Source organism: Natronospira elongata (genome assembly GCF_034931365.1).
Taxonomy (GTDB): Bacteria; Pseudomonadota; Gammaproteobacteria; order Natronospirales; family Natronospiraceae; genus Natronospira; species Natronospira elongata.
This window is the reverse complement of sequence record NZ_JAYGII010000017.1, coordinates 1-21,748: the sequence shown is the minus strand read 5'-3', so window position 1 is coordinate 21,748 and position 21,748 is coordinate 1. Positions and strand designations below refer to the sequence as shown.

Annotated in this window: 13 protein-coding genes and 1 pseudogene; 7 read left to right on the top strand and 7 right to left on the bottom strand. The window is 62.6% G+C overall.

Annotated features, from left to right (window positions below; translation table 11 throughout):
- Positions 1-18: 18 nt before the first annotated feature.
- Complete coding sequence (locus tag VCB98_RS08825) at positions 19-2,856, bottom strand: AMP-binding protein (RefSeq protein WP_346051818.1); 2,838 nt, start codon at positions 2,854-2,856, stop codon at positions 19-21.
- Between the two features lie 149 nt (positions 2,857-3,005).
- Between VCB98_RS08825 and VCB98_RS08820 the strand changes: the two genes are divergently transcribed.
- Positions 3,006-5,285 carry a cyclic nucleotide-binding domain-containing protein gene (locus tag VCB98_RS08820; protein WP_346051816.1) on the top strand — a complete coding sequence of 760 codons (2,280 nt, stop codon included), beginning with the start codon at positions 3,006-3,008 and terminating at the stop codon, positions 5,283-5,285.
- Positions 5,286-5,399: 114 nt separating this feature from the next.
- Positions 5,400-6,527: a GGDEF domain-containing protein gene (locus VCB98_RS08815; RefSeq protein WP_346051814.1), complete on the top strand. Its 1,128-nt coding sequence runs from the start codon at positions 5,400-5,402 to the stop codon at positions 6,525-6,527.
- A gap of 39 nt (positions 6,528-6,566) precedes the next feature.
- On the opposite strand, the gene VCB98_RS08810 is transcribed toward VCB98_RS08815, so the two are convergent.
- Positions 6,567-7,364 carry an ABC transporter permease gene (locus tag VCB98_RS08810; RefSeq protein ID WP_374729204.1) on the bottom strand — a complete coding sequence of 266 codons (798 nt, stop codon included), beginning with the start codon at positions 7,362-7,364 and terminating at the stop codon, positions 6,567-6,569.
- Positions 7,357-8,322 carry an ATP-binding cassette domain-containing protein gene (locus tag VCB98_RS08805; RefSeq protein WP_346051812.1) on the bottom strand — a complete coding sequence of 322 codons (966 nt, stop codon included), beginning with the start codon at positions 8,320-8,322 and terminating at the stop codon, positions 7,357-7,359. Before VCB98_RS08805 ends, VCB98_RS08810 begins: the two co-directional genes overlap by 8 nt.
- Positions 8,323-8,603: 281 nt before the next feature.
- Here VCB98_RS08805 and VCB98_RS08800 point away from each other — a divergent pair, with 281 nt between their 5' ends.
- From VCB98_RS08800 to VCB98_RS08785, 4 genes are all read left to right on the top strand, one after another.
- Entirely contained in the window at positions 8,604-10,640 is a 2,037-nt protein-coding gene (locus VCB98_RS08800) for a tetratricopeptide repeat-containing diguanylate cyclase (protein ID WP_346051810.1), read from the top strand.
- 94 nt (positions 10,641-10,734) lie between these two features.
- Positions 10,735-12,882 carry an IgaA/UmoB family intracellular growth attenuator gene (locus tag VCB98_RS08795; RefSeq protein WP_346051808.1) on the top strand — a complete coding sequence of 716 codons (2,148 nt, stop codon included), beginning with the start codon at positions 10,735-10,737 and terminating at the stop codon, positions 12,880-12,882.
- Between the two features lie 27 nt (positions 12,883-12,909).
- Entirely contained in the window at positions 12,910-13,161 is a 252-nt protein-coding gene (locus tag VCB98_RS08790; RefSeq protein WP_346051806.1) for a hypothetical protein, read from the top strand.
- Between the two features lie 51 nt (positions 13,162-13,212).
- Entirely contained in the window at positions 13,213-13,530 is a 318-nt protein-coding gene (locus VCB98_RS08785) for a hypothetical protein (RefSeq protein ID WP_346051804.1), read from the top strand.
- A 19-nt stretch (positions 13,531-13,549) separates the two neighbouring features.
- Here VCB98_RS08785 and VCB98_RS08780 read toward each other — a convergent pair.
- Positions 13,550-14,544, bottom strand: a pseudogene (locus VCB98_RS08780) (GGDEF domain-containing protein).
- Positions 14,545-15,324: 780 nt separating this feature from the next.
- On the opposite strand from VCB98_RS08780, the gene VCB98_RS08775 reads away from it, so the two are divergent.
- On the top strand, positions 15,325-15,795 hold the full coding sequence (locus VCB98_RS08775) for a cupin domain-containing protein (protein WP_346051802.1): 471 nt from the start codon (positions 15,325-15,327) through the stop codon (positions 15,793-15,795).
- 50 nt (positions 15,796-15,845) lie between these two features.
- Here the strand turns inward: VCB98_RS08775 and VCB98_RS08770 are convergent, their stop codons facing one another.
- The 3 genes from VCB98_RS08770 to VCB98_RS08760 form a co-directional block, all read right to left on the bottom strand.
- Positions 15,846-19,091: a hypothetical protein gene (locus tag VCB98_RS08770; RefSeq protein WP_346051800.1), complete on the bottom strand. Its 3,246-nt coding sequence runs from the start codon at positions 19,089-19,091 to the stop codon at positions 15,846-15,848.
- Entirely contained in the window at positions 19,088-20,413 is a 1,326-nt protein-coding gene (locus VCB98_RS08765; RefSeq protein ID WP_346051798.1) for a metallophosphoesterase family protein, read from the bottom strand. The genes VCB98_RS08770 and VCB98_RS08765 overlap by 4 nt, the downstream gene beginning before the upstream one ends.
- A gap of 229 nt (positions 20,414-20,642) precedes the next feature.
- Positions 20,643-21,748, bottom strand: a 1,106-nt coding sequence (locus tag VCB98_RS08760; RefSeq protein WP_346051796.1) for a dihydrolipoyl dehydrogenase, incomplete at its 5' end; no start/stop codon positions are given.

The window sequence follows — 21,748 nt, the reverse complement described above, 5'->3', positions numbered from 1 at the left end:
CACTCCGAAAAGCTGCCATCAGAGGCCAATATTCTTTCGCAGGTCCATCAGGCTGCTGGTGTGGGTACCCAGATCGGGTTCACCGCAGTGCTCGAGAATCCAATCCCGAGCCTGGTCACGCAATTTCAGCGCAGCGTCCCAGTCATCCCCGTCAGGATGAATGGGCTTACCCACGGTCACCGACACACGGCCGGGGCGCACGAAAAAACTGAAACCTCGAAGCATGTCACGAGAGCCGCGGATGCTGACCGGTACCACCGGCACCCCCTTGCGCACCGCGGCCATGAAAGCGCCTACCCGAAAGGCCTGCAGTCCGGGCGCCCGGGTCAGGGTACCTTCCGGGAAGAACATCAGGCGCTCACCCGATGCCATCCGTGCCATGGCCTGCTCCAGGTCGGCAAGACTGCGACGATAATCAAAACGCTCCACAGGTGTTGCACCCGCCCGGCGCAACAACCACCACAAGGGTGGATTGCGCACGATTTCACGCTTGACCACGAATACCAGTGAACCGGGCAATGCAGCCCGCAGGCCGAAACCGTCCAGATAACTGGCGTGGTTGCAGACCACCACGCAGGGGCCGTCCGGTAGATTCTCACGGCCGCTCACCACCGGCCCGGCCCCGCTCAACAGCCCCAGCATCCCGGCGCCAAAACGGGATACCGCCGCCCGGAGACGACGACCTGGCAGCAGGGTCATGATCACGGCGAGGGGCAAGGCAAAGATCAGCACCAGCAGCCACAGCCAGAGGTTGAACAACCCTCGCCCGACCCGGCGCGCACCGCGACGCATCAGTTGCGGCAGCCCACGCCCCAGCAGGCGTAACAACTGAGCCCCCAGACGGTGCCGTTGTCCCAGGCGGCCCTGTTCAAACAGTGCCCGACAGGCCGGCCGCCGGATCTTGCCGCTGGAGGTCTTGGGTACCGACTGGGGCGGCACCAGGCTGATGACTTCCGGTGGCGTCTCCAGCAACTCCAGACTGGCATCCCGGACCGCCTGCTCCAGTTCCTTCAGTCGCTCCTGTGCCGTTTCCCGGGTCTCGGCCACCACCACCAGCCGTTCGGTTCCGGTGTCGGGGTCGGGGCTGGCAAACACCGCGACATTGTTGCTGCGAATCCCCGGAATCTGCGAGACCGCCTGTTCGATCTCATAGGGGTAATAGTTGCGGCCGCCCCGGATGATCAGGTCCTTGACCCGCCCGGTGAGAAACAGCTCCCCCCGGTCCAGATAGGCCAGATCACCGGAATCCAGCCAGCCATCGTCACTGAAAAGCTTCTCGCTCGCCGCCGGGTTCTGGAAATAGCCGCGAGTACAGGAAGGCCCACGGAACTCCAGCCGACCCTGGACACGATCCGCCACCGGCTTGCCCTTGTCATCCACCACTCGAAGCTCATGCCCGGGCAGGGCCTTGCCGCAGGCCACAAACAGTCGCGGGTGGGGGTCATCTGAATTGGCCGGCACCGCCTTGCCCCGGCGCTCAAAGGTATCCCGCTTGACCCGATCCACCCAGGGTCCCCGGTCCAGGGGCGGAAAACTCAGCCCCACCGAGGACTCGGCCAGACCATAGACCGGGCTCATGGTCCGGCGGGAAAATCCATGGGGCCCGAAACGCTCGCAGAAGCTTTCGAGGGTCCCGGGGCTGACCGGCTCGGCCCCATTGAAGGCAACTCGCCAGCTGGACAGGTCCAGGCCCTCAACGTCCTCGTCCGCCAGGCGCCGGGCGCAAAGATCGTAGGCAAAGTTCGGGGCGGCTGACAGGGTGGCCCGATGACGGTGTATGGCCCATAGCCAGCGCTGTGGCCGCGCCATGAACTGAAGCGGCGACATCAGGGTCAGGGGGATGCTGTAGTACAAGGTGCCCAGGCAGGCGCCGATCAGGCCCATGTCGTGATAGAGGGGCAGCCAGCTGACGAAATGGTCGTCGGAACTCGCCTCGACCACCTGCCCCATGCTGCGGATATTGGCAAGCAGGTTGCCGTGGGTCAGCATCACGCCCTTGGGCTGGCCGGTGGTACCGGAGGTGTACTGGAGGAAGGCCAGGTCATCAGACTTGCGCGGTACCCGGTCCGCAGGGGCTACCCCCCGTCGAAGAGCCGGGACGGTCACCACATGATCCAGTGCCGCTGCCAGCCCCCGCAACAATTGCCCTGCCCGAACCGTTTCCCTGGAAGCGATAAAGCAACGGGTCCCGGCGTTTTCCAGGACACCGCCGATACGGCGAAGATGGTCTTCCAATTGACTGGCCCGTACCGGCGGATACAAGGGAACCGGTACCGCCCCGGCCCACATCACGCCATGAAAGGCGAAGAAGAAATCCAGACCGGTGGGCAACATCAGTGCCACGGTGTCGTCCGGGCCGATACCACGCTCGCGCAGGCCGGCTGCCACTTCCGCCGCGCCCCGACGCAAGGCCTCATGGTCAAGGCCCGGCCCCTGGCCACTGTCATCGAACAGGGTCAGACAGCGGCGCTCTCCGGCACGGTTCGCATGCCAATCCAGAACCTCGGGCAGGGTCCCGGCCTGCTTCGGCTCGGCAGCGGCTGCCGTTGGCGCTGACTCCCGTGCTTCGGGCTCGGTGCTCACGGCAACCGGTTTGGCGCCACGCTCCTGCAGGGCCCGAATCAGATCAGCGGGTGTTTTCGCCCCGACCGCCTCCTCGTCCGGGACGCTGACACCAAAGCGTTTTTCCACGCGCAGCATCAACTCAACCCGCCCCAGACTGTCCAGTCCGGCTTCGGCTTCCAGGTCGGTGTCCCTGTCCAGCTCGGGTACGGGACGGCCCGGGTGGAGTTCGCTGATCACCTCGACCACAAGCGTGAGCAACCCGGCTTCCAGTTCCTCGCTTCGATCCGTCATACGCGGCCTCCGTGGCCCTCCCAGAGTTCATGGTCCGCCTGCCCCCCGGTCCCGGTCAAGCGTATTCGGGGCCATTGGCATCAGGCGGACGGAACAGCAACTTACGACTATACTGTGACAACTCAGGGAGTTAGGACATTGGAAAGGGTATGGACCACGGCAACATCGGCAAACGCCGAATCAGTGAGACTCTGCGAACCTCCACCATCTTCGCCGACATTGAAGGGGCGGTGGTGGAGTCGCTGGCCGGTCGAATGGGGGAAGTCCGGCTTGCCGATGGCCAGGATCTGTTTCAGGCCGGCGACAGCGCCGATGCCATGTATGTGGTGCTGTCGGGCGCCTTGCATGTGCTGGCCCCCAAGAGCGAGAGCGATGATTTTGAGGCGGCCCGCCGGGTCGGCCGCGTCATGCCGGGGGAACCCGTTGGCGAGATGGCCCTGCTGGTGGGTGGTTTTCGCAGCGCCACGGTCAGAGCCGTGGGCACCACGCTGCTGGCCCGCCTGCCGGCCGGCACCTTCGATGAAGCCGTGGCAAAGCATCCTCCGCTCAGGGCCGCCCTGGAAGCAGAAGTGCTGCGACGCATGCGGCACAATCAGATCGGCAAACTGATCCGCCGTTATTTCGGCACCCTGGAAGATGAAACCTGGCGCGCCCTGGAAGACCGTCTGAAATGGCAGCAGCTTGAGCCCGGCGAAATGCTCTTCGACCAGGGGGCACCGGGCGACAGCCTCTATATCCTGGTCAGCGGCCAGCTACGCATTCTTGGCAGCAATCAGGACGGTGGATTGCAGGCCATCGCCACGGTTACCGCGGGCGAGATGGTGGGTGAAATGGCGGTACTGCGTGACCAGCCTCGCTCCGCTCGCGTGGTGGCAACCCATGCCAGCACCCTGGTCCGTCTGACCCGGGTGGATTTCGATCATCTCAGCCGACGCCACCCCCAGCTGGCGCTGTCTGTAGGCCGCCTGGTGGTGGAAAGACTGGACCGGGCCCAACAGGGAAACGGCAATCAAACGGCTGCCCCAAGGGCCGTCTGCGTGATCCGGGCCGGTCGTCTGGCCGCGCCCAAGGTATTCCTGCTGCAACTGCAGAAGGCCTTGAGAAGCCACGGTGACAGCCTGCTACTGGATCCAGGCGAGATTGGCCGCCGCCTGGGCCGGGAAACGCTGGCCCACGCCGGTCCCGGCGATCCGGCCCATACCGGTCTTGGTCTGTGGCTGGAGCAGCAGGAGTCCCGCCATGAACTGGTGTTCTATCTGACCGACCCCTGTGACGCGGGTGAGCAGCCCAGCGCCTGGACGCAACGTTGTCTGGAGCGGGCCGATGAGATTCTGGTACTGGCGGACAGCGAAGACGACCCGGAGCCAAAGGGTCTGGAAACCCTGCTCTATCAGGAGCTCTCGGCCCGCCGCCAGTCCGGCGTGGCGCCACGGGTCCACCTGGTTCTGCTACATGCCCAGGAAACCACCCTGCCCCATCATTCCGACCGCTGGCTGGAGCCCCGCTCGGTGGATACTCACCACCACCTGCGAAGCGGTTGTCCGCGGCAGATGGCCAGTCTGGCGCGCCGCCTGACCGGCCGGTCCATTGGCCTGGCCCTGAGCGGGGGCGGCGCCCGGGGCATTGCCCATATCGGCGTCATCCGGGCCCTGGAGGAGGCGGGCGTACCGGTGGACCTGGTTGCCGGCACCAGCATGGGTGGGGTGGTGGGCGCCCTATACGCCCGAGGTATGGCCCCGGCGGACATCCTGGCCCAGGCAGAATGGGCCTTCGTCCAATCCAATCCCTGGCGGGAGTACACCTTGCCCGCGTTCAGTCTGCTCCGCAGCAAGCGGCTGGATTACGTCAGCCGCAAGACCTATGGCGATCTGCTGATCGAGGATCTCTGGCGCCCCTTCTGCTGCGTCTCCACCAATATCTCCCGGCAGCAGCTGACCGTGCATGAAAGCGGCTCCCTGTGGCGTGCCGTGCGGGCTACAGGCGCCATACCCGGTCTGGTGACACCGGTAATCAACAACGGCGAGATCCACGTGGACGGCGGCGTCCTGAACAACCTGCCCGGTGACCTGCTGCGACCCCGGGTGGCCCGACTGCTCACCAGCGATGTGCGTGCGCCTCGGGGCGTGTCTGCCACACGTGACGACTTCCCCTCTCCCTGGGTCAGTCTCCTGCGGGGCAAGCAGTATCGCAAGCAACGGGGTGTGCCCGGCATGATGGAAATACTCATGGATTCCGTGCTTGCCGCCAGCCACCAGGCTGCCGACCGGACCCTTGCCGACGCCGATATCCGCTTCACCCCGCCCCTGGCCGATGCCACTACCTTGGGCTTTCGCGATCTGGCCGGCATCGAACAGCACGGATACGACTATGCGCGAGGCATTATCGATGCCCTGGGCGTGGCAACAATCTGCCGAGTCGCGGTCCAGTAACCACTTGCGCTATGATTTGTTTGTGAGAAAGGAGCAGCGGACCGCCCCGACAAATTAGCCCAGGCAGGGAGGCCATCAGCCGCGACCACCTGCCACCGGCAAAGGGGGTATGCAATGCCAGGCCCGCGCGTCCAGCACATTCTGGACCTGCTCTTTCCGTCCATCCCAACGGCCTGGGAAAGTGATTTCCGAAACTACCAGCGTCAACTGGCCCGGCGTATTGGTGTGGTGGCGGCGGTGGCGGTCCTCTTCATTCTGCCCGCCTTCCAACTTATCGAGTTCCTGCTCTACGAAGACCACCACCGCATCGGCCTGCGGAATGCGCTGTGGCGATTGCCGGTCCTGATCCCCGCCCTAGTCATCCTGGTCCTGCGCTGGCGCTTTCCGCTGGGTGACTGGCCCCGGCCGATGCTCTTGCTCCTCGCCTTTGCCATGATGTTCATGATGGTGGGCATTTTTGCCAATGAGAAGGTCTATGACGGCGCCCCCGTGCAATACACTGCCCAGGGCTTGATCATGACCATTGGCGCCATGTCAGTGGCCGCCACCCGGGGGTTGAGAGATATCCCGGTCATCTATGGCCTGCCCCTGCTGGCGCTGCCGCTGCTACTCAGCCACAACGGCGTCGACCTGATTGCGGCCGCCGTCAATCTGATTTACCCGGCCGTCATGGTGGTCGTGGCCTGCATCCTTGCCGAGCTTCTTTACAATGGTTACGTGCAGAACTTCATCGCTGCACAACAGCTACGCCAGAGTGCCCTGACAGACCCCCTCACCGGTCTGCTCAATCGCCGCGCCATGGATCAGGAACTGGCCGCTGCCCATGCCCTATCCCGCCGACATCATCAACGCTATGCCGTGATCATGGCCGACCTGGACTATTTCAAACAGGTGAATGACAGCCACGGCCATGATGTGGGCGACGAAGTGTTGGTGGAACTGGCCCATCGTCTCAGTGCATCCGTGCGGGCTGAGGACCGCGTGTCCCGCTGGGGGGGCGAGGAGTTCCTGATACTTCTTCAGAATACGGACAAGGAACCCGCTTACCTCGTCGCCGAGAAGGTTCGTCAGGTGGTGGGAAATCAGGACTTCAAGACCAGTGCAGGACGGCTGTCCCTGACAATCAGCCTGGGGCTGGCCATCAATGAAGGCACCGAGGATGCCGAGGCCGTGGTCACTCGCGCCGACAAGGCTTTATATGAGGCGAAACGCAACGGCCGCAACCGCACCGAGTGCGGATGAGCAAGATTTTCCAGTAAGTGACATCCCGAAACCATCACTTCAAGGAGAACTACCTGATGCCAGACGACGCTCCAGGGCCCGCAAGGCTAACGGTGCAAAAACCAACCCGATACCCAGGGCCCATGCCATGGACCATAATGCCGGTTGCAGAAACGCCTCTCCATTGAGCAACCCTCGGGATGCTTCAGCCAACAAGGACACGGGATTCAGCTCAACTACGACCTGTAGCCAGGGGGGCATGGACTCAGTCGGGACGAATACATTGCTCACAAAGGTCACTGGAAACAGCGCGGTAAAACCAAATAACTGGACATGCTCCGGGTCCCGGGCAATCACGCCAATCCAGACCATTACCCAGGAAAATGCAAGGGCAAAGGTCAGCAGCAGCAATGACATACCCAGCAGCCCCATTACCGTACCCTCCAGACGATAGCCAAGCAGGAAGCCGATTGCCAGCAGGAGCAGAATGGACCAGGCCTGCTTCACCAGGTCCGCGGTAATCCTGCCCGCCAGTGGTGCCCAACGGGCAATGGGCAGGGCACGAAGGCGATCGAATACGCCTCGGGTCAGATCCATGTTCAGGCCGTGCCCCACATAGACCGTCACGAAGACCATGTTCATCACGATCACACCGGGTAGAATGAATTGCAGATACGCCTCCGTGGAGCCGGCGATGGCGCCGCCGAAGACATAGAGAAACAGCAACAGAAAGAGTACGGGCTGGATGCTGAAATCACCCAACTCCCAGGGGTTGTGCCGAATCTGAACCAGTGTCCGCCAAGCCAGCGTCAGGGTCTGGTTCAGGCCATCGAAAAAACGGTGATTGGAATCAGGCACCCTGATCGCCCTCCTCTGCCGTTTCTCCACTTTCCGCCCGGTGGCCGGTAAGCTTGAGGAAAACGTCATCCAGGCTGGCACCACGCAGGGAAAAATCCTGCAAGGCCAGCCCCTGCTCATCGAGGCGCCTGACCACCTGCGTCAGCAAGGCAGGATCCGACACCGGACAGGAGACAGTGCGCCCGTCAACATCCGGCATTTCCCCGATCAGCGCCGCCACCGCCTCAGCGATTTCGGCCAGCTGCAGCGGATCCCGTGGTCGCAGTCTCAGAATCTGCCCACCCACCTGCTCCTTGAGTGCGTCAGGCGTTCCCTTCGCAATCACCCGTCCCCGGTCGATGACCACGATGTCATCGGCCAGGGCATCGGCCTCTTCCAGATACTGGGTGGTCAACAAGACCGTCATCCCGGCAGCGACCATGCCTCGGAGTCGCTGCCACAGCTGCTTGCGGGCCCGGGGATCCAGGCCGGTGGTGGGCTCATCCAGGTACAGTATCCGGGGATTCCCCACCAGACTTGCCGCCAAATCCAGTCGGCGACGCATACCCCCTGAATAGGTCTGAACCGCGCGCCCCGCGGCCTCTTCCAAACTGAAATCCCGCAACAATTCCCTGGCCCTGGTCCGGGCCTGTGATCGCGATTGCCCCAGCAAGCGGGCGATCAGAATCAGGTTTTCCATCCCGGTCAGCTTGTCATCCACCGAGGCATACTGTCCTGTCAGCCCGATGACCCGCCGTACCGCTTGTGGATTGCGAAGGAGGTCATGGCCATCCACCATGATCCGGCCAGAATCCGGCAGCAGAAGGGTGGCCAGAATTCGCACCATGGTGGTCTTGCCGGCCCCGTTGGGACCCAGCAGGCCCAGCACCGTACCCGGTCTCAGCGATAAACTCACCTGATCCAGAGCCTGAGTTTCGCCGAATCGTTTGCTTACCGCTTCCGCGACAATGGCATCCATTTGAAGACCTCATAGTCGTCCGTTTGCCACCCAAACCACCAAGACTACTCGATGGGCACCGAGATCACATCCAGCATCAGTCTGGCCTAAATAACGCTCTCGAGGGGCGTGAAGGCACCATCGGTCCCGATTTTCCTACCACTCGCCATAAGTCCAAGGGTCAACTGGCTGCGTGGATGGTGTTTTCTCTTGTAAGCTCAAGCCCGACCCCACTGAAGGAGGCGGCGCTCTTGTCCTGCCAAGGCTCAATCAGGCTTCTTACCATAACGCGGAATCTCTCCGTGTTGTTCCTGTCTCTTGGTCTGCTCGCCGCCCCCGCGCTGTCGGCTCCGCCCGAGATGGATCCGGCCCTGGAATCCAAGCTTGATGACTACATCACCCTGTTTGAACAGCCTGCGGACGAACGGGCTGCCTTGTTGGCGGCTGTCATCGAAGAGCTGGACGGGGAAACACCCACGGCCACGCGCGTCCGTGCCCGTGGTTATTACATGCTGGACTTTCTTAGCCAGGAAGATGAAGACGCGGCCAGGCAAGAGAGCCGGGAGCTTGTGAGTCTGGCGGAGGATGACGGCCACCCCGATGTAATTGCAGAGGCCCTTGCCTTTCGAGCGGACGTGATGTGGCGCCTCGATGACAATGATGAAGCCATGACCCAGATCCCATTGCTCGAAAGGATTCTGCCTGAAGTCCATTCTCCACGGGTGCGCTACTATGCGCATAACCTCTCCGGGCGCCTGCTGCGCGCTCACAGTCAGTACGAAGACGCTCTTTCCCACTTCCTGGCAGCCTATGATGCGGTGCAGGAAACGGATGATGAGCGCACCCAGATAAGACGCCAGTTCCTCAACTACAGCATTGCCCAGATGCAGGCTGAATTAAGAAATTATGATCAGGCGTTGCGGATGGTACGGCGTGGTATCAGAGAGACCCAGGATCTCGACTACCGAATCTACCTCCCGGAGTTTTTCCTGCTCAAGGGCTACATATTTGCCCAGATGGAGGACAAGGAAGCCTCCATTCAGGCCCACGAGGAAGCCATTGACTGGGCAGAAGAGCTGGAACGGCCAGACATCATCGTCACCAGCCTCAACAATATCGGTTCTGCCCAGATTCAAATGGAAAACTTCGAGGATGCCCGCGAAACCCTGCAACGGGCACTCGCCATGGCAATCGATCTGGAGGACGAACACACACGCCCCCTGCTGGAATTCAACCTGGCTTATCTGGCCATCATGCTGGGCGAGGTCGATGACGCCATTGAGGAAATGGAAGCCGCCCACAGCCGATTGGCCGAATTCTACAGTGATGCCAATATGGCCGATCTCTTGGGCTACATGGCAGAAGCCTACAATGAAGCAGGTTTAATGGAAGAAACCATCGAAACCCTGAAGAAACAGCGGGAATTGAAAAGCAGGGTTTTTCAGGCAGAACGAGACCAGAGCCTGAGTGAGCTACAGACCCGCTACGAGACCCGTGAGCAGGCCACACAGATCGAGCTACTTGAAGAACGCAATGAGCTTCAGGAGCGGGTCATCGAGAACAGTCGCCTGCAGCAGCGCATTACCATCCTTTTCGTCATTGTTGTGATCATGAGCCTGATCCTCCTCTGGCAGGCCTACCGCGCTGCCCGACGAGCCAACCTGCGCCTGACGGTCGCCAACAAGCAGCTGGAATACCAGTCCGTGCACGACACCCTGACCGGCCTTCTGAATCGACGATCCTTCCAGAAGGAAATGCAGCAGCGTGGCGACGGCGGGAAGGAGCGACGCGCTCAGCTTCACCCTGATGCCCTCCTACTCCTGGATGTGGATTTCTTCAAGCGAATCAATGACCAATATGGTCATTCCGGCGGCGATGTGGTCCTGCGGGAATTGGCCGGTCGCCTCAAGGCGATTTCCCGAAGCTCCGATATGGTCATTCGTTGGGGGGGCGAGGAAATCCTGATGTTCCTGCGAAACATGGACCCTGCAGCCTTGCCGGACTACGTTGCTCGTGTACTGGAAGCCATTGGCAAGGACCCCATCGAAGTTCATGGCGCGATGCTAACGGTCACCGCCACAGGCGGCTTTATCCAGCTCCCATTCGCCGGCATCCCCGAACAGGAAATAAACTGGGAAAAGGCGCTCAACATTGCCGACATGGCCCTCTACCTCGGCAAGACCCACGGACGTAACCGTGCCATAGGCATCCTTGGCGTCAACCGCCCCTTCGAGGAGATACGCGACGCCCTCAGCAATGACCTGGCGAACGCCGTGGATCAGGGGCTTGTGGATCATACTACCGTCAAGGGTCCGCCAAGACAGTCACCGCCGTCCTGAAAGCGGCTTGGACCTCCCCTGTGACTGGCGTATAGTTCGGCTGCGTCAGTCATAGAGAACCAACAAGGTTCCGAAGCAGGAAGGGGGAATTCCATTGAACGACTTCATGTTCCTGGTCCAGATCGCGCTGGTCCTGATCATTGTCTTTGTATCCGCTTACAGCGTTGTCGGCTACCAGCGCAGGCTCCGTCGTGCCCAGCGCACCGCCAAGCAGACGCGGGAAGAGCTGCCCAGCCTGCGCCAACTGGACAGTCGTGAGCTGGACGCGCTGCGGGGCCAGCTCATCGACCCGACCCGCTCAGACCGAACCCTGGAGCTCGATGGCAACGAAGTTTATCGGCTCAGCGGACCTTTCGAGCGCCACGGCCTGGATACGGGCGGCCACACCACCTGGCACGATCAGATCGGTGGCGTGGAAGTCATCCTGCCCTATGACGCTGCCCTTTTCCTGAAGGAATACAACGAGGCGGAAGTCGCATTTTCGGGTCGCTACGCCGTAGTGATTTCCCTTAATGGCGAGTTCGACCTGCAGGGGGGCAAGGAACGTCAGCAGCGCCGGGAGGCCCAGGAAGACCAGTGGGAAGCCGGGGTACGAGGCGCGCTAAAGTGCGTTTTCGGCAATGACGGCCCCGTTGAGGATGGCAGTCCTCGTCAGGATATCCGCATCCTGGACCAGCGCCTGGAGACGCCCGCTGAAACCGAGGATCGGGAAGGCCGCGGGATCGGTTTTCTCTCCAGCATGGCCTGGATCGGCAGCTTCATCGCCCTGGCCATCGCCGCCGGAGTAGCCGGAGAAATCGCCCGCCAGATCTGGGTCACCGCAGCCGGGATCCTGGCATTGCTGGGGCTGTGGCTGTTCTGGCGACCCTATCGACCGGGCATGCCCGCCCGCGTCAACCGGGTCTCCGGTCCACTGGATATCTTCATGGTGCCGGCCCCCAATGGCGGCCCCGACCAGGGACAGCCCGCCCTCGGGGATCGCCTGCCCTTCTCGGTGCCCCCGCATTGGTTTCACAAGCTTGGTGGCCTGGTGGGCCGTACGGTGGAGGCCGATATCCGGGTCATGGATCGCTCCGCTGTCCGCCTCAATCACGACTTCAGCATTGATGCGGAAATGATCCAGTCCCGACCCCACTACTGGGGCAAGCACCTGAGCCTGACACTGGTAGCCTTGGGTGCTGTCGTCACCATGCTCCTCAATTCCCCCGGCCCCATCGGTGACATGGTCCTCGCCCAGCATGTCATCAGCGGCCACGAAATACGGGAGTATCATGACAGCCAGTCACTGGCCGAAAACCCACCGCGACAGGGCGATCTGGTGTCACTGTCCGGGCAAGCCCATTGCCAGGTGGAGACGCCCAGTAGCAATCAGGTGGCAGGACTTATCGACTGCTCCCGGATTCGCTGGGACGGGGAATTACTGCCCAATGAACCCGACGCCCTGCCCGACCACCTGCGCATGCTTGCACAGGGTGATTTTCTCGATGTCCGCGAACTGTCCGGTGTTGAGCAAATGCTGGTCGGCGGCCATGGGCGGCGGGAAATCCGGGTCATCTCCAACCCTGGCCACGCCGTGAATCTGGTGGAACAGGCTTGCTCAGATGCAGAGCGAGAGGATCGTGGCAATTTGTTCTCGCGCCGGTGCCAGGATACCCGGCGACTGCTGCTCTCCGACATGATCCTCGACATGGAGGAGGCACCGGAAAGCTGGGATGGGGTCCACGATCTATTTCAGACCGCTGACGGTGACGAGGTTCGGGGGCTCATGCTTCGCGATAACCTGGAGCGGTTCTACCTCCACGGGCGAGATATCAGTAACCACGCCATCCTGGATTACCGGGAAGTCCTGGCCGAATCCATTCTCGACCGCCAGCGGGGTGGGATACTTCTAGAAGTGACGAACGGCGGCGAGGCGGAACTGCCCTCCGTGCAGCACAGTCGTCGTGAGCTTATTCGCTGGAACGAACTGCTGAAACTCACTCAGAGATCCGAGGCCCAGCCCTTCCGCCTGGAGGGCATGGTGACCCGTCTCGGCGAAGACGCTAGCGGCGCCGTTCACTTACAGATTGATGCCTCGCGGTCACTGGACGAGAGCTGGCCGGCACTGATGCGCAGTACGTGGCTGAGCCTCGGCTTGCTGTTATTGCTGATCCACGTACCGCTGTTTGCCATCAAGCTGCGAGCGGCAAGGCGTCGAGGCCAACAACTGACAGAACAAGGGAATCAGAATCCGCGTTTCTAAGTTTCCCCAAGCGAAAGGGAGTTTCCAATGTCTCTGGACATGTTCAGAATCAGGGAACAGACTGTTCGCCGCCTGCGTGTGGTGTTCATTGTCTTGATTGCGACCGCAGTGATCGGCCTTGGTCTATTGCTGTTACTGGATTGGCTAGACGTCTTCAATCGCGACCATCCACTGGTTTTCGCCCTGGTGGCTGTGCTGGTGGTTGCCGGGGTGCTGGAGTTTGGTCTGGAATCCCTGCGCCAGGCTGGACGTCACAAAGACAGCTGGTGGCGACCCTAGCCACCAGCCAGTGATTGGACAGCCAGGCCACACCTTGGGACAATCCCCGCCATGGAACAGTGCCCGTACTGCAACACCGAAATCGAGGATGGTAGCGTCCACTGCCCCAAATGCCGGGCGGAGAAGGGCTATGCCATGCGCAGCAATGGCTCGGTGAGGCATGAACCAATTCCCCTGCCACTGGTTGCACTGCTGGTTCTGGTCAGTTCCGGCATAGGCGTTCTCATGATCTACACCGGCATCCTCGGCTTGCGGGAAGAAACCGATGTCTGGGGAATTGTCGTGATCCTGCTCGGCCTGCTCTTTCTGGCCCTGGCAGCCATGGGTCTTCGCCCTCAGCAGCCCAAATGGTTCCGTCCCTACCGTTAGGCCTGATTACCGGGGGCCATCACAAGGCTTCGGAAAGACGATTGCGGCCACCACGCTTGGCTGCGTAAAGCGCTTCATCAGCACGCTTGAAGGTCTCCGTTGGGTTGGCCTCGGGTCGATGCACGGCCAAACCCATGCTGAAGGTGGTCACCGGCTGCTGCTCCCGCCATCGTTCCAGCAATCGATCTGCAATCTGCCGGGCATGAGAAGCAGCCCTTGGCATGAGGATCATGAATTCCTCGCCCCGACCCTGAAAGGGATATCCCCTTCACGTAATTCTGCCCGGAGGAATTCCGCCAGGCTGATCAGCACCTTATCGCCCCCATCATGCCCAAAACTGTCATTGACCCATTTGAAATGATCCAGATCGATGAGCAACACCGCATCATCCGGCGCGACCTGTGGCAAGACGGTATCCGCAAGCCGACGATTTGCCAGCCCCGTGAGCGGGTCCCGCTCTGACTGATTCCGATATTCCAGGGCTTGAAGACGCTCGAGAGTATAGTGTTCGGCATTGGAAAGGGCCGCGCCTGCCTCCAAAGCGAGGGTCTCAAGCGCGGCCCGTCCCTCAACCGAGACAGCTGATGAATTCAGCCTGCCGACAAACAGAATGGCAGCTACATCGTCCCCGATGAATACCGGTTCGGCATGGACAGCACCGAAGTCGGATTCCTGTAACAAGGGGCAGCCTTCCTGTTCGATCTGATCTCGATACCAGCTGACCCCATGCCCTTTGTTCAGCACCCTTCGGGCAATTCCCCGGTCCAGGCTGAGACTCGCCTCCAGGATGGATTCCGGCATACCACTAAGGCTGGTTACCTTCACCTCTTGCCCACCGGACTGCAGCCGAATCATGCTGGCCGCATCGAAACCCAACTCACGGCAAGCTTCAACAATTTCATCCATCACATCCTGGCTATCGAGGGAATTGATCCTTCTGGCTGCCAGGGCAACCCGGCGGAAAATCTCTGCCTGTTGACGGAACTCATCCTGATAACCACGCAGAAGATTCATTGCAAAGCTGATGCCTTCACCCACCAGAAGACAGGTCGGCAATGCGACCACACCGGCCTGCAGCGCGGCAATATCATCCAGCTTCGGCGCTACATAGGTGAGAACCATCAAGGGAAACAAGGCCAGCGGTGCCCAGCGCGGGAGGACCAGGCCCACCCAGACATAAACGAAAACAAATGTCAGCGGATAGGTATAAGGGCTAAAACCAACCAGCAACTCGTAGAAGTAGATGAAGAGAAAGGCAACCGGCACCACGAGGGCGAAATATTTGAGCCGCCCCCGCTCCCATGGAAGGACGACGAGCAGCGCTGCAACCACGCATGCGGCAAGGGCAAAGCCAAGCCGAAGCATTCGGTCCTCAGCGGACTCCGCAAGCAGAATAGCGCCTAGCGCACTGGCAAAGGCACCAAAGAGAAACATTGCTGCCGCCATGCGAGCAATTCGCCTAAGGCGATGCTTCTTCGCGGTAGTTGCCTCCAACAAGGCTGCCCCGATTGTCGATTCCGTGGGCTTCATGACACCTCATTATAAATCAGCCGGGATACTCCTTATTAAAGAAATGGTAGTCGCTGGGAGTCTTGCTGCAAGTAAGTTTACTGAGATGAGCGGCGACGTGCTCATTGAACCGAAAGGGGTTCAATCCTGGATGGCAGTAAAAACTGCCCAATCCCGTATTGCCCTAATGTCCCGAATCTGTACTGCCTGCTCCTTTTTGAGTGGGTCCGGGAGCCGGTTCATGACATGGCAAGCACAACACCCAATAGGGAAAAGGATTCATACATGCGCAAATCAAAAGACAGCCAAAGCCCAATAACGCCCGGCCTTGTCACCGCCATCGCATTCACGATGCTGATGGCCGCGCCCGCCGCCTTCGCCGAAGAAAAGGCCTTTATCTGGACCCTCGACTCAGACGAACTGGAGTGGGGCCCCTGCCCGGAGTGGATGCCTGAGGGCTGCGGCATTGCGGTACTGCAGGGCGATCCCACCGCAGCCAATGCGGATGTGCTCTTTCGCTTGCCGGGGAACAGCACGGCCGACCATCACTGGCACAGCAGTGCCGAGCGCATGGTGCTCGTGGCCGGGGAAATGAGCGTGGATTATGACGGCCAGGACCCGGTCACTCTCCATCCTGGGACCTATGCCTATGGCCCCGCCGGGCTCCCGCACACGGCCCACTGCGTCTCCGAGGAAAGCTGTCTGCTCTTTATCGCTTTCGAGGATCCCGTGGACGCGCACCCGGTTGAAGACTGACAGGCTGAGCCCATTGCCAGCAGGCGGCGGCCGCACACGCCCTTTTGGGCCTAGGACGCCGCCTGCCTGGCGGGAGTCTGGTCGGCCTGGCGGACCGTTGGCGCCGCTTCCAGCCATTGCAGGAGCTGCTCGATGTCCTCGGGCTGTGCCTGTTTGGCGACGCGGGCCAGGGTTTCGCGCTGGCGGGCATCCCGATCCAGGGGCTCCTCGGGATCGATGTAGCCGTGCTCGCTGAGCCATTCCTCCAAGTCCTGTGCGCAGTTGCGGCGAAAGCGCGGCACTTCCCCGTCTCGCAGCGCGGCCACCAGGGCCTCGCCATCGCCCTGCAGCGATTCGGCCAGTTCACTGACCCGATCAATGAAGGCATCCGATACCGCACCGGATTCCTCCAGCGCCGGGCGATCCACCGGCCGGCCACGGCCGCGCTGCCAGGCCGCGATCCAGGCACGGGCGGCGGCACAGCGCCCGGCCAGTCGCTCGCGCATGGCCGCTTCCGGGATGGCGCTGTTGGCCGCATCGATTGCCAACAGGCCTTCCAGCTGGCCCAGGCTCGTCACCCGCCAGGTATCCATCAGGCGATGGAGCAAAACCAGGTCATCGCGCAATAGGTAGAACAAGGGCAGACTGCCGGTCGGCTGGCGCGGGTCGGCGGCGGGGACACCCAGCCGGGCCGCGTAGTCTTCCGGACGATCCTGGCCGGGTTCGGGCAGGGACTCGGCTTCCGGCAACTCGAAATCGGCCGCCTCGGCATCAGTCCGCCAGGCCCGCACCCGGGCAAGGTCAATATGATGGGGCCGCTGACCGGTGGCCCGCTCCCACAGCGCCAGCTCGTGGCGACGGGCGCTGAGATAGAAGACCTGCCGGCCCTCCTCCGCCGCCAACTGCTCCAGACTCTTGGCCACCACGGCAAAACGCGCCTCGTCACTGGTGGTCAGGGCCTCATCCAGAAACAGCGGCAGCGAGGCCCGCCCCTGCTCCTGCTGGCGCAGCCAGGCCAGGCGCATGGCCAGCAACAGTTGCATGCGGGTGCCCGTGGACAATGCGTCCAGTCCACGGCGGGCCTGCTGGCGACAATCCAGGGCGACCAGCCCGGCCTCATCATCCAGCTCGATGTCCCAATCCTGATGGGTGAAGCGCCGGAAGCGCTCGCGGGCATCGGCCAGGGTCTCCGGCTCGCTTTCCTTGCGATGTTCGGCTTCCACTTCATCCAGAAGAAACTGCCCGGCCTCGGCGAACAGCACTTCATCCAGGCGGTCTTCCAAGGCCGAGCGGGCCGCATCCACATCCGCCAATGCCGAGGCGAGCTTGTGATCGGTACCCGCCCTCTCAAGATCACGCCGGATCGTCGTGCGCTCATCCTGCAGCGCTGCCAGGTCGGCGGCTTCTTCCTCGGCCTCGGCGCGCTTGTCTTCCAGCCACTCGTGCTCGTCGGCCTCGACCTGCGCCAGCAACTCCTCCTCGCCGCCCAGGGCCGAGCGGCGCTCATTCTCGCGGCCCCTCGCATCAAGCAGTCGTTCGCGCTGAGCCTTCCAGGCATCCCACCGCTCAATACGCGCCTCCAGGCCACGGCGGTCCCCGGGCTCCAGGCCGGCCTCGCGGTAGAGCTCAGCCTCCTGGGAGCGGCGTTCGTCGATATCCTGTTCCAGGCGCTCGATATCCTTATCCAGTTGCGCCACTAACTGCTCGGCCTTTTCCGCCTCGCTCTGACGCTGCTCCAGCTCATCCAGCCTGGCCTTGAGATCCGCCAGTACCGTGTCGGACTCAATCCCCCAGACACGCAGAAACGCGACCACGGCCCCGGCCGCTGAATCCCGCGCCTGTTCGAGCTTGCCCACCTCGCCTTCCAGCTCGCGGCGCGCGACTACCGCCTGATGGTAAGCAGAGACAAAGCGCACAAAGTGGTCAATGCCCTGAGCCGTCAGGGCCGGGTCAAAGCCCAGGCGCTTCGCCAGCGCGGCACGCTCGGACTCCAGTTGCCTGAGGGTTTGCTCAAGCTCCCTCAAATCTTCCTTTGCTACCTGTTCACGGGCCGATGTCGTCCCGCCCCGCTGCCGGGTCAGCGCACTCCAGGCCGCCCCCGCCAAAGCCAGCAGACCACCAACCAACGCCACCCAGGCCTCGGCGACCAGTGCCGCGCCTGCCGCCAGTAGCCCGCCCAAGGCGGCCAGGAGCAATGGCAGGCGCCCAGCGTTGCTCGGCTCCTCACGGGGAACCGCATCCAGCCTGGCCTTCAGTTCCGTTTGCCGGCGCCGCTCCTTGTCCAGCCGGTGCGCAAACTCCTCGGCCTCGCTGACCGCCTCAGTCGTCAGCGTCGGGGCCTCCGACTGTCCGCCCAGGCGCTCCAGGGCTTCGGCCTCGGCGGCCTTCGCCTTGGCCACGGCGGCACGCTTGTCCGCCAACTGCTGGTCCAGGCGCTGGGCCTCGCCCAGCCGGTCCCTTTGTGCCCGCAGCTCGGCGACCTGCGGACGGCGCTCGGCCAGGCCGGTGGCCTGCAGGCCTTGCCGGGCATCGTCACGCTCCCGATGGGCAATCGCGAGCTGCCGTTCAGCCTCCACCCGTCGGTCAAGGCACTGCTCCAGGCGCTTGATCTCATCCCCGCGCAGGCGATCCATGCCGGCCGGAAAATCCGTTTCAAGCCCCGCCTCGATCCCGGCGCGCTCCTTGCGGATTTCCAGCAAGGCCAGGGCCTTGTTCAGGCGATCGGCACGTCGCCCCGCCTCTTTCGCCGAGGCAATCTCTTCTTCCAACGCCGGCAGGCGCCGTTCGGCATCGCGATAGCTCTGATATTCGGCCTCGACGTCGCGCAGCTTCTTCTCGCTGTCGCGCAGATCCCTGTTTTCCGATTGCCCCGCCCGTGGGCCAATCTCAAACGGCCCGCCCCTCAGCGCCGGCAGATCAAAGCCCTGGGCCAGATCACGCTTGAGCTGTACAACCAGCCGCTCATCGCTGGCCGTCTTCTCAAGCAGGTCTTCCATCTTCAGCCAGTAACAGCTCAGGGCATCGGCCTCCGGCAAGGGAGGTGCCTCAACCGGGCGTCCGTCCACTTCCCACTGCTGCTGACTGCCCGTGCGGCTCACACGACGCCGCTCGCCATTCTCGAATTCTGCTGACAGCACCAGGGCCTTGGGGTCGGACGCCGCGGGCTCGGCCACCAGATAGCGCAGTGCCCGAATCAGGCTGCTCTTGCCGATGGCATTGGGCCCCGTGACCAGGTTGACCCCGGGAGCAATGTCCTTGAGATGAAAATCGCCCTGAATGCCGGGCAGGGACGTAATCGTCAGACCCTTGAGCCTCATCCCAGATCCCCCCTGCTTGCCAGCATCCGTTCCAGCATCCGGGTCCCGGCCCGGCGCAGGTAATCCACCACCACCTGCTCGTCCAGGGAGTCACGGCCGATGCTGTCAGCACCCATGCCGTCAGTACCCAGGCCCCCATCAGCCAGGGCCTGCCAGCGAGACTCGCCCAGCCGTGCCTGCAGCCGACGGCGGCCCTCCTCGATCAGACGCTGCCGCGCACTGTCATCCGCGGGCCCATCCAGCAGCCGCAACCGCCTGGCCAGCAGACCGGCCGGGTGGTTGGCCTCGGCCAGCTGATCCAGAGGAATCTCGGGCAGAGCCTCAACCAGAAGCTTTTCCAGGAAATAATGCGTGCCCCGCGCTCCGCGAAACAGCGCCTCGTGAAGCGCCGGGCCCAGCGCCTCGGCCGCGGCCTCGGCCAGGTTGCTGCGGCCCACCAGCCGCAGACGAATACCCACCGCCTCCAGCGGCCTGTCACGCTCGGCCCAGTCCTCATCCAGGGCCCGGACCTCCTGCAAGAGGCGATCCTGCACCTGCTCTGCTTCCTCGAGGCCGGTCAGATCCAGATCCACCCGCTCCCAGCGAAGCGGGGCCAGCCGCCACTGCTCCATCGATTCGACACGGCCACCCTCAATGGTCAACAACCAGGGCCCGCGGGCGCCATGCTCGCCCGGGTCCATGCCCGTGAGAGAACCGAGATAGCCGGAGGGGTTGGGCGCGGTTAGCGAGTCCGGCTTGTGGATATGCCCCAGCAGCCAGCCATCCAGGCCGGCATCGGCCAGCTCCGCCGAGCGCACCGGTGCATGGCGGCTGCCACTCTGGTCCCGGTCACAGTGCAGCAGGCCCAGGTTCACCCCCGGCCCGCGCTCAAAGCGCTGCCCCTCAAGCGGACTAAAACGCACCACCTCACGGGGAAAGGACCAGCCCCAGAGCGTCAGCCGCTCGCCACTGGCCTCGATGGCGGCCGACTGCCATTGCCCATCGCGGCCCAGGAGCTCGAAGGCGGGAATCTGATCCGCCAGGCGCGGCAGCACCTTCACATCATGGTTGCCCACCACCCCCAGCACGTGGATCCCGGCCTCGGTCAGCCGGGCAACGCCACGCGCCAGCTCACCGTACCCTTCGAAGAAGTCCTCGGGCTTCTCGATCACATCCCCGGCCAACACCACGGCATCGACCGTGGCCTCAATGGCGGCCTCCACCGTCCGCTGCCAGGCCCCGGCCGGTCCCAGGGCATCACCGTGTTCTGCCAACGGCGCAGGCAGGCGCGACGGCCGCCGCCCCAGATGCATATCCCCCACCGCCAGCAATCGAAGACTCATGCCAAACTCCCTGTCACTCACACGCAGGCCAGAACGACAGCCAGGCGCCGCATGGAAAAATGCGGCCTCCCGGCAATTCGGGCCTCAGTGTAATCAGTCCACCCCATTGAAGCGAACGGGCCATGCAGCAACCGTGCATGGCGCCGTTCGGCGGCGTGGCATTCTAGGAAGCAGTTTAAACGCTGTCAGCGACAGGGATTGTCGTAGATCAGTAAAAAAGCCCGAGACCTCAGGCGCCGGGGCCACACTCCATGCATTGATCGACAATGGCCTGGCCAATGTGGAGCTTGGCGTTGAGGTCCCGCAATGCGGTTCTCAGACCCTCTTCGATTACCGGATGGTAATACGGCATCGCCAGCATCTCGCTGACGGTCATCTCCTTCTGGGCACACCAGGCCAGCAGATGGCCGATATGCTCGGCGGCCGGACCAAACATCTCCGCCCCCAGGAAACGCCCCGTCCCCTGCTCGCCATAGACCCGGATCAGGCCCCGATTGACGCCCATCACACGACTGCGCCCCTGGTTGTCGAAATTCAAAGAGCCCACCTCGAAACAACTCCGGCAGCGCTCATCCACCTGCTGGATGGTCAGACCCGCCGTGGCAATCTGCGGCGAGGTAAACACCACCGCCAGCGGCGTACGGCGATCACCCCGGACCACGTCCGGAAAGTGGGCGGCATTGCGACCGGCAATCCGCCCTTCATCCGAGGCCTCATGCAGGAGGGGCCGATCATTGTTGGCGTCCCCGGCAATGAAGATCGGGCTGTTGCCGCATTGCATGGTCAGATTGTCATGGGCAGGCATGCCTCGTTCATCCAGTTTCAGGCCGGTGTTCTCGAGACCCAGGCCGGATACATTGGGACGGCGCCCGGTCGTGGCCAGAAGATAATCAAAGTGCTCGGTGAGCAGCTCGCCCTGCTCGTCCCGGAACTGGATCACCACCGAATTGCCCTCGCGGGACACGGACTCCACCCTGGCATCCGGGTCCAGGGGAAATTCCTCGTTGAATGTCTCCAGGGCAATCTTGCGAATCTCCGGATCCTGAATCGGCCCCACACCACCACCAACACCAAACATCCGCACTCGCGCACCCAGGCGGGACAGGGCCTGGCCCAGCTCCAGGCCGATCACGCCGGGGCCGAAGACGGCCACCGAATCCGGGATGGAATCCCACTCGAACACATCGTCATTGACGATCAGGCGATCCCCTGCCCCTTCCAGCAAACCGGGCACATTGGGCGAGGAGCCAGTCGCAATGACGACTCTCTGAGCCTGGACCCGAGTGTGGTCGCCCACCACCAGGGTGTTGGCGTCCTCGAACTGGGCGTAACCCT

What these genes read in the sequence shown, in the direction of transcription:
- VCB98_RS08825 (WP_346051818.1), bottom strand. Translation starts at nt 2,856, where the DNA reads ATGACGGATCGAAGCGAGGAACTGGAAGCCGGGTTGCTCACGCTTGTG.
- VCB98_RS08820 (WP_346051816.1), top strand. Translation starts at nt 3,006, where the DNA reads ATGGACCACGGCAACATCGGCAAACGCCGAATCAGTGAGACTCTGCGA.
- VCB98_RS08815 (WP_346051814.1), top strand. Translation starts at nt 5,400, where the DNA reads ATGCCAGGCCCGCGCGTCCAGCACATTCTGGACCTGCTCTTTCCGTCC.
- VCB98_RS08805 (WP_346051812.1), bottom strand. Translation starts at nt 8,322, where the DNA reads ATGGATGCCATTGTCGCGGAAGCGGTAAGCAAACGATTCGGCGAAACT.
- VCB98_RS08790 (WP_346051806.1), top strand. Translation starts at nt 12,910, where the DNA reads ATGTCTCTGGACATGTTCAGAATCAGGGAACAGACTGTTCGCCGCCTG.
- VCB98_RS08785 (WP_346051804.1), top strand. Translation starts at nt 13,213, where the DNA reads ATGGAACAGTGCCCGTACTGCAACACCGAAATCGAGGATGGTAGCGTC.
- VCB98_RS08775 (WP_346051802.1), top strand. Translation starts at nt 15,325, where the DNA reads ATGCGCAAATCAAAAGACAGCCAAAGCCCAATAACGCCCGGCCTTGTC.
- VCB98_RS08770 (WP_346051800.1), bottom strand. Translation starts at nt 19,091, where the DNA reads ATGAGGCTCAAGGGTCTGACGATTACGTCCCTGCCCGGCATTCAGGGC.
- VCB98_RS08765 (WP_346051798.1), bottom strand. Translation starts at nt 20,413, where the DNA reads ATGAGTCTTCGATTGCTGGCGGTGGGGGATATGCATCTGGGGCGGCGG.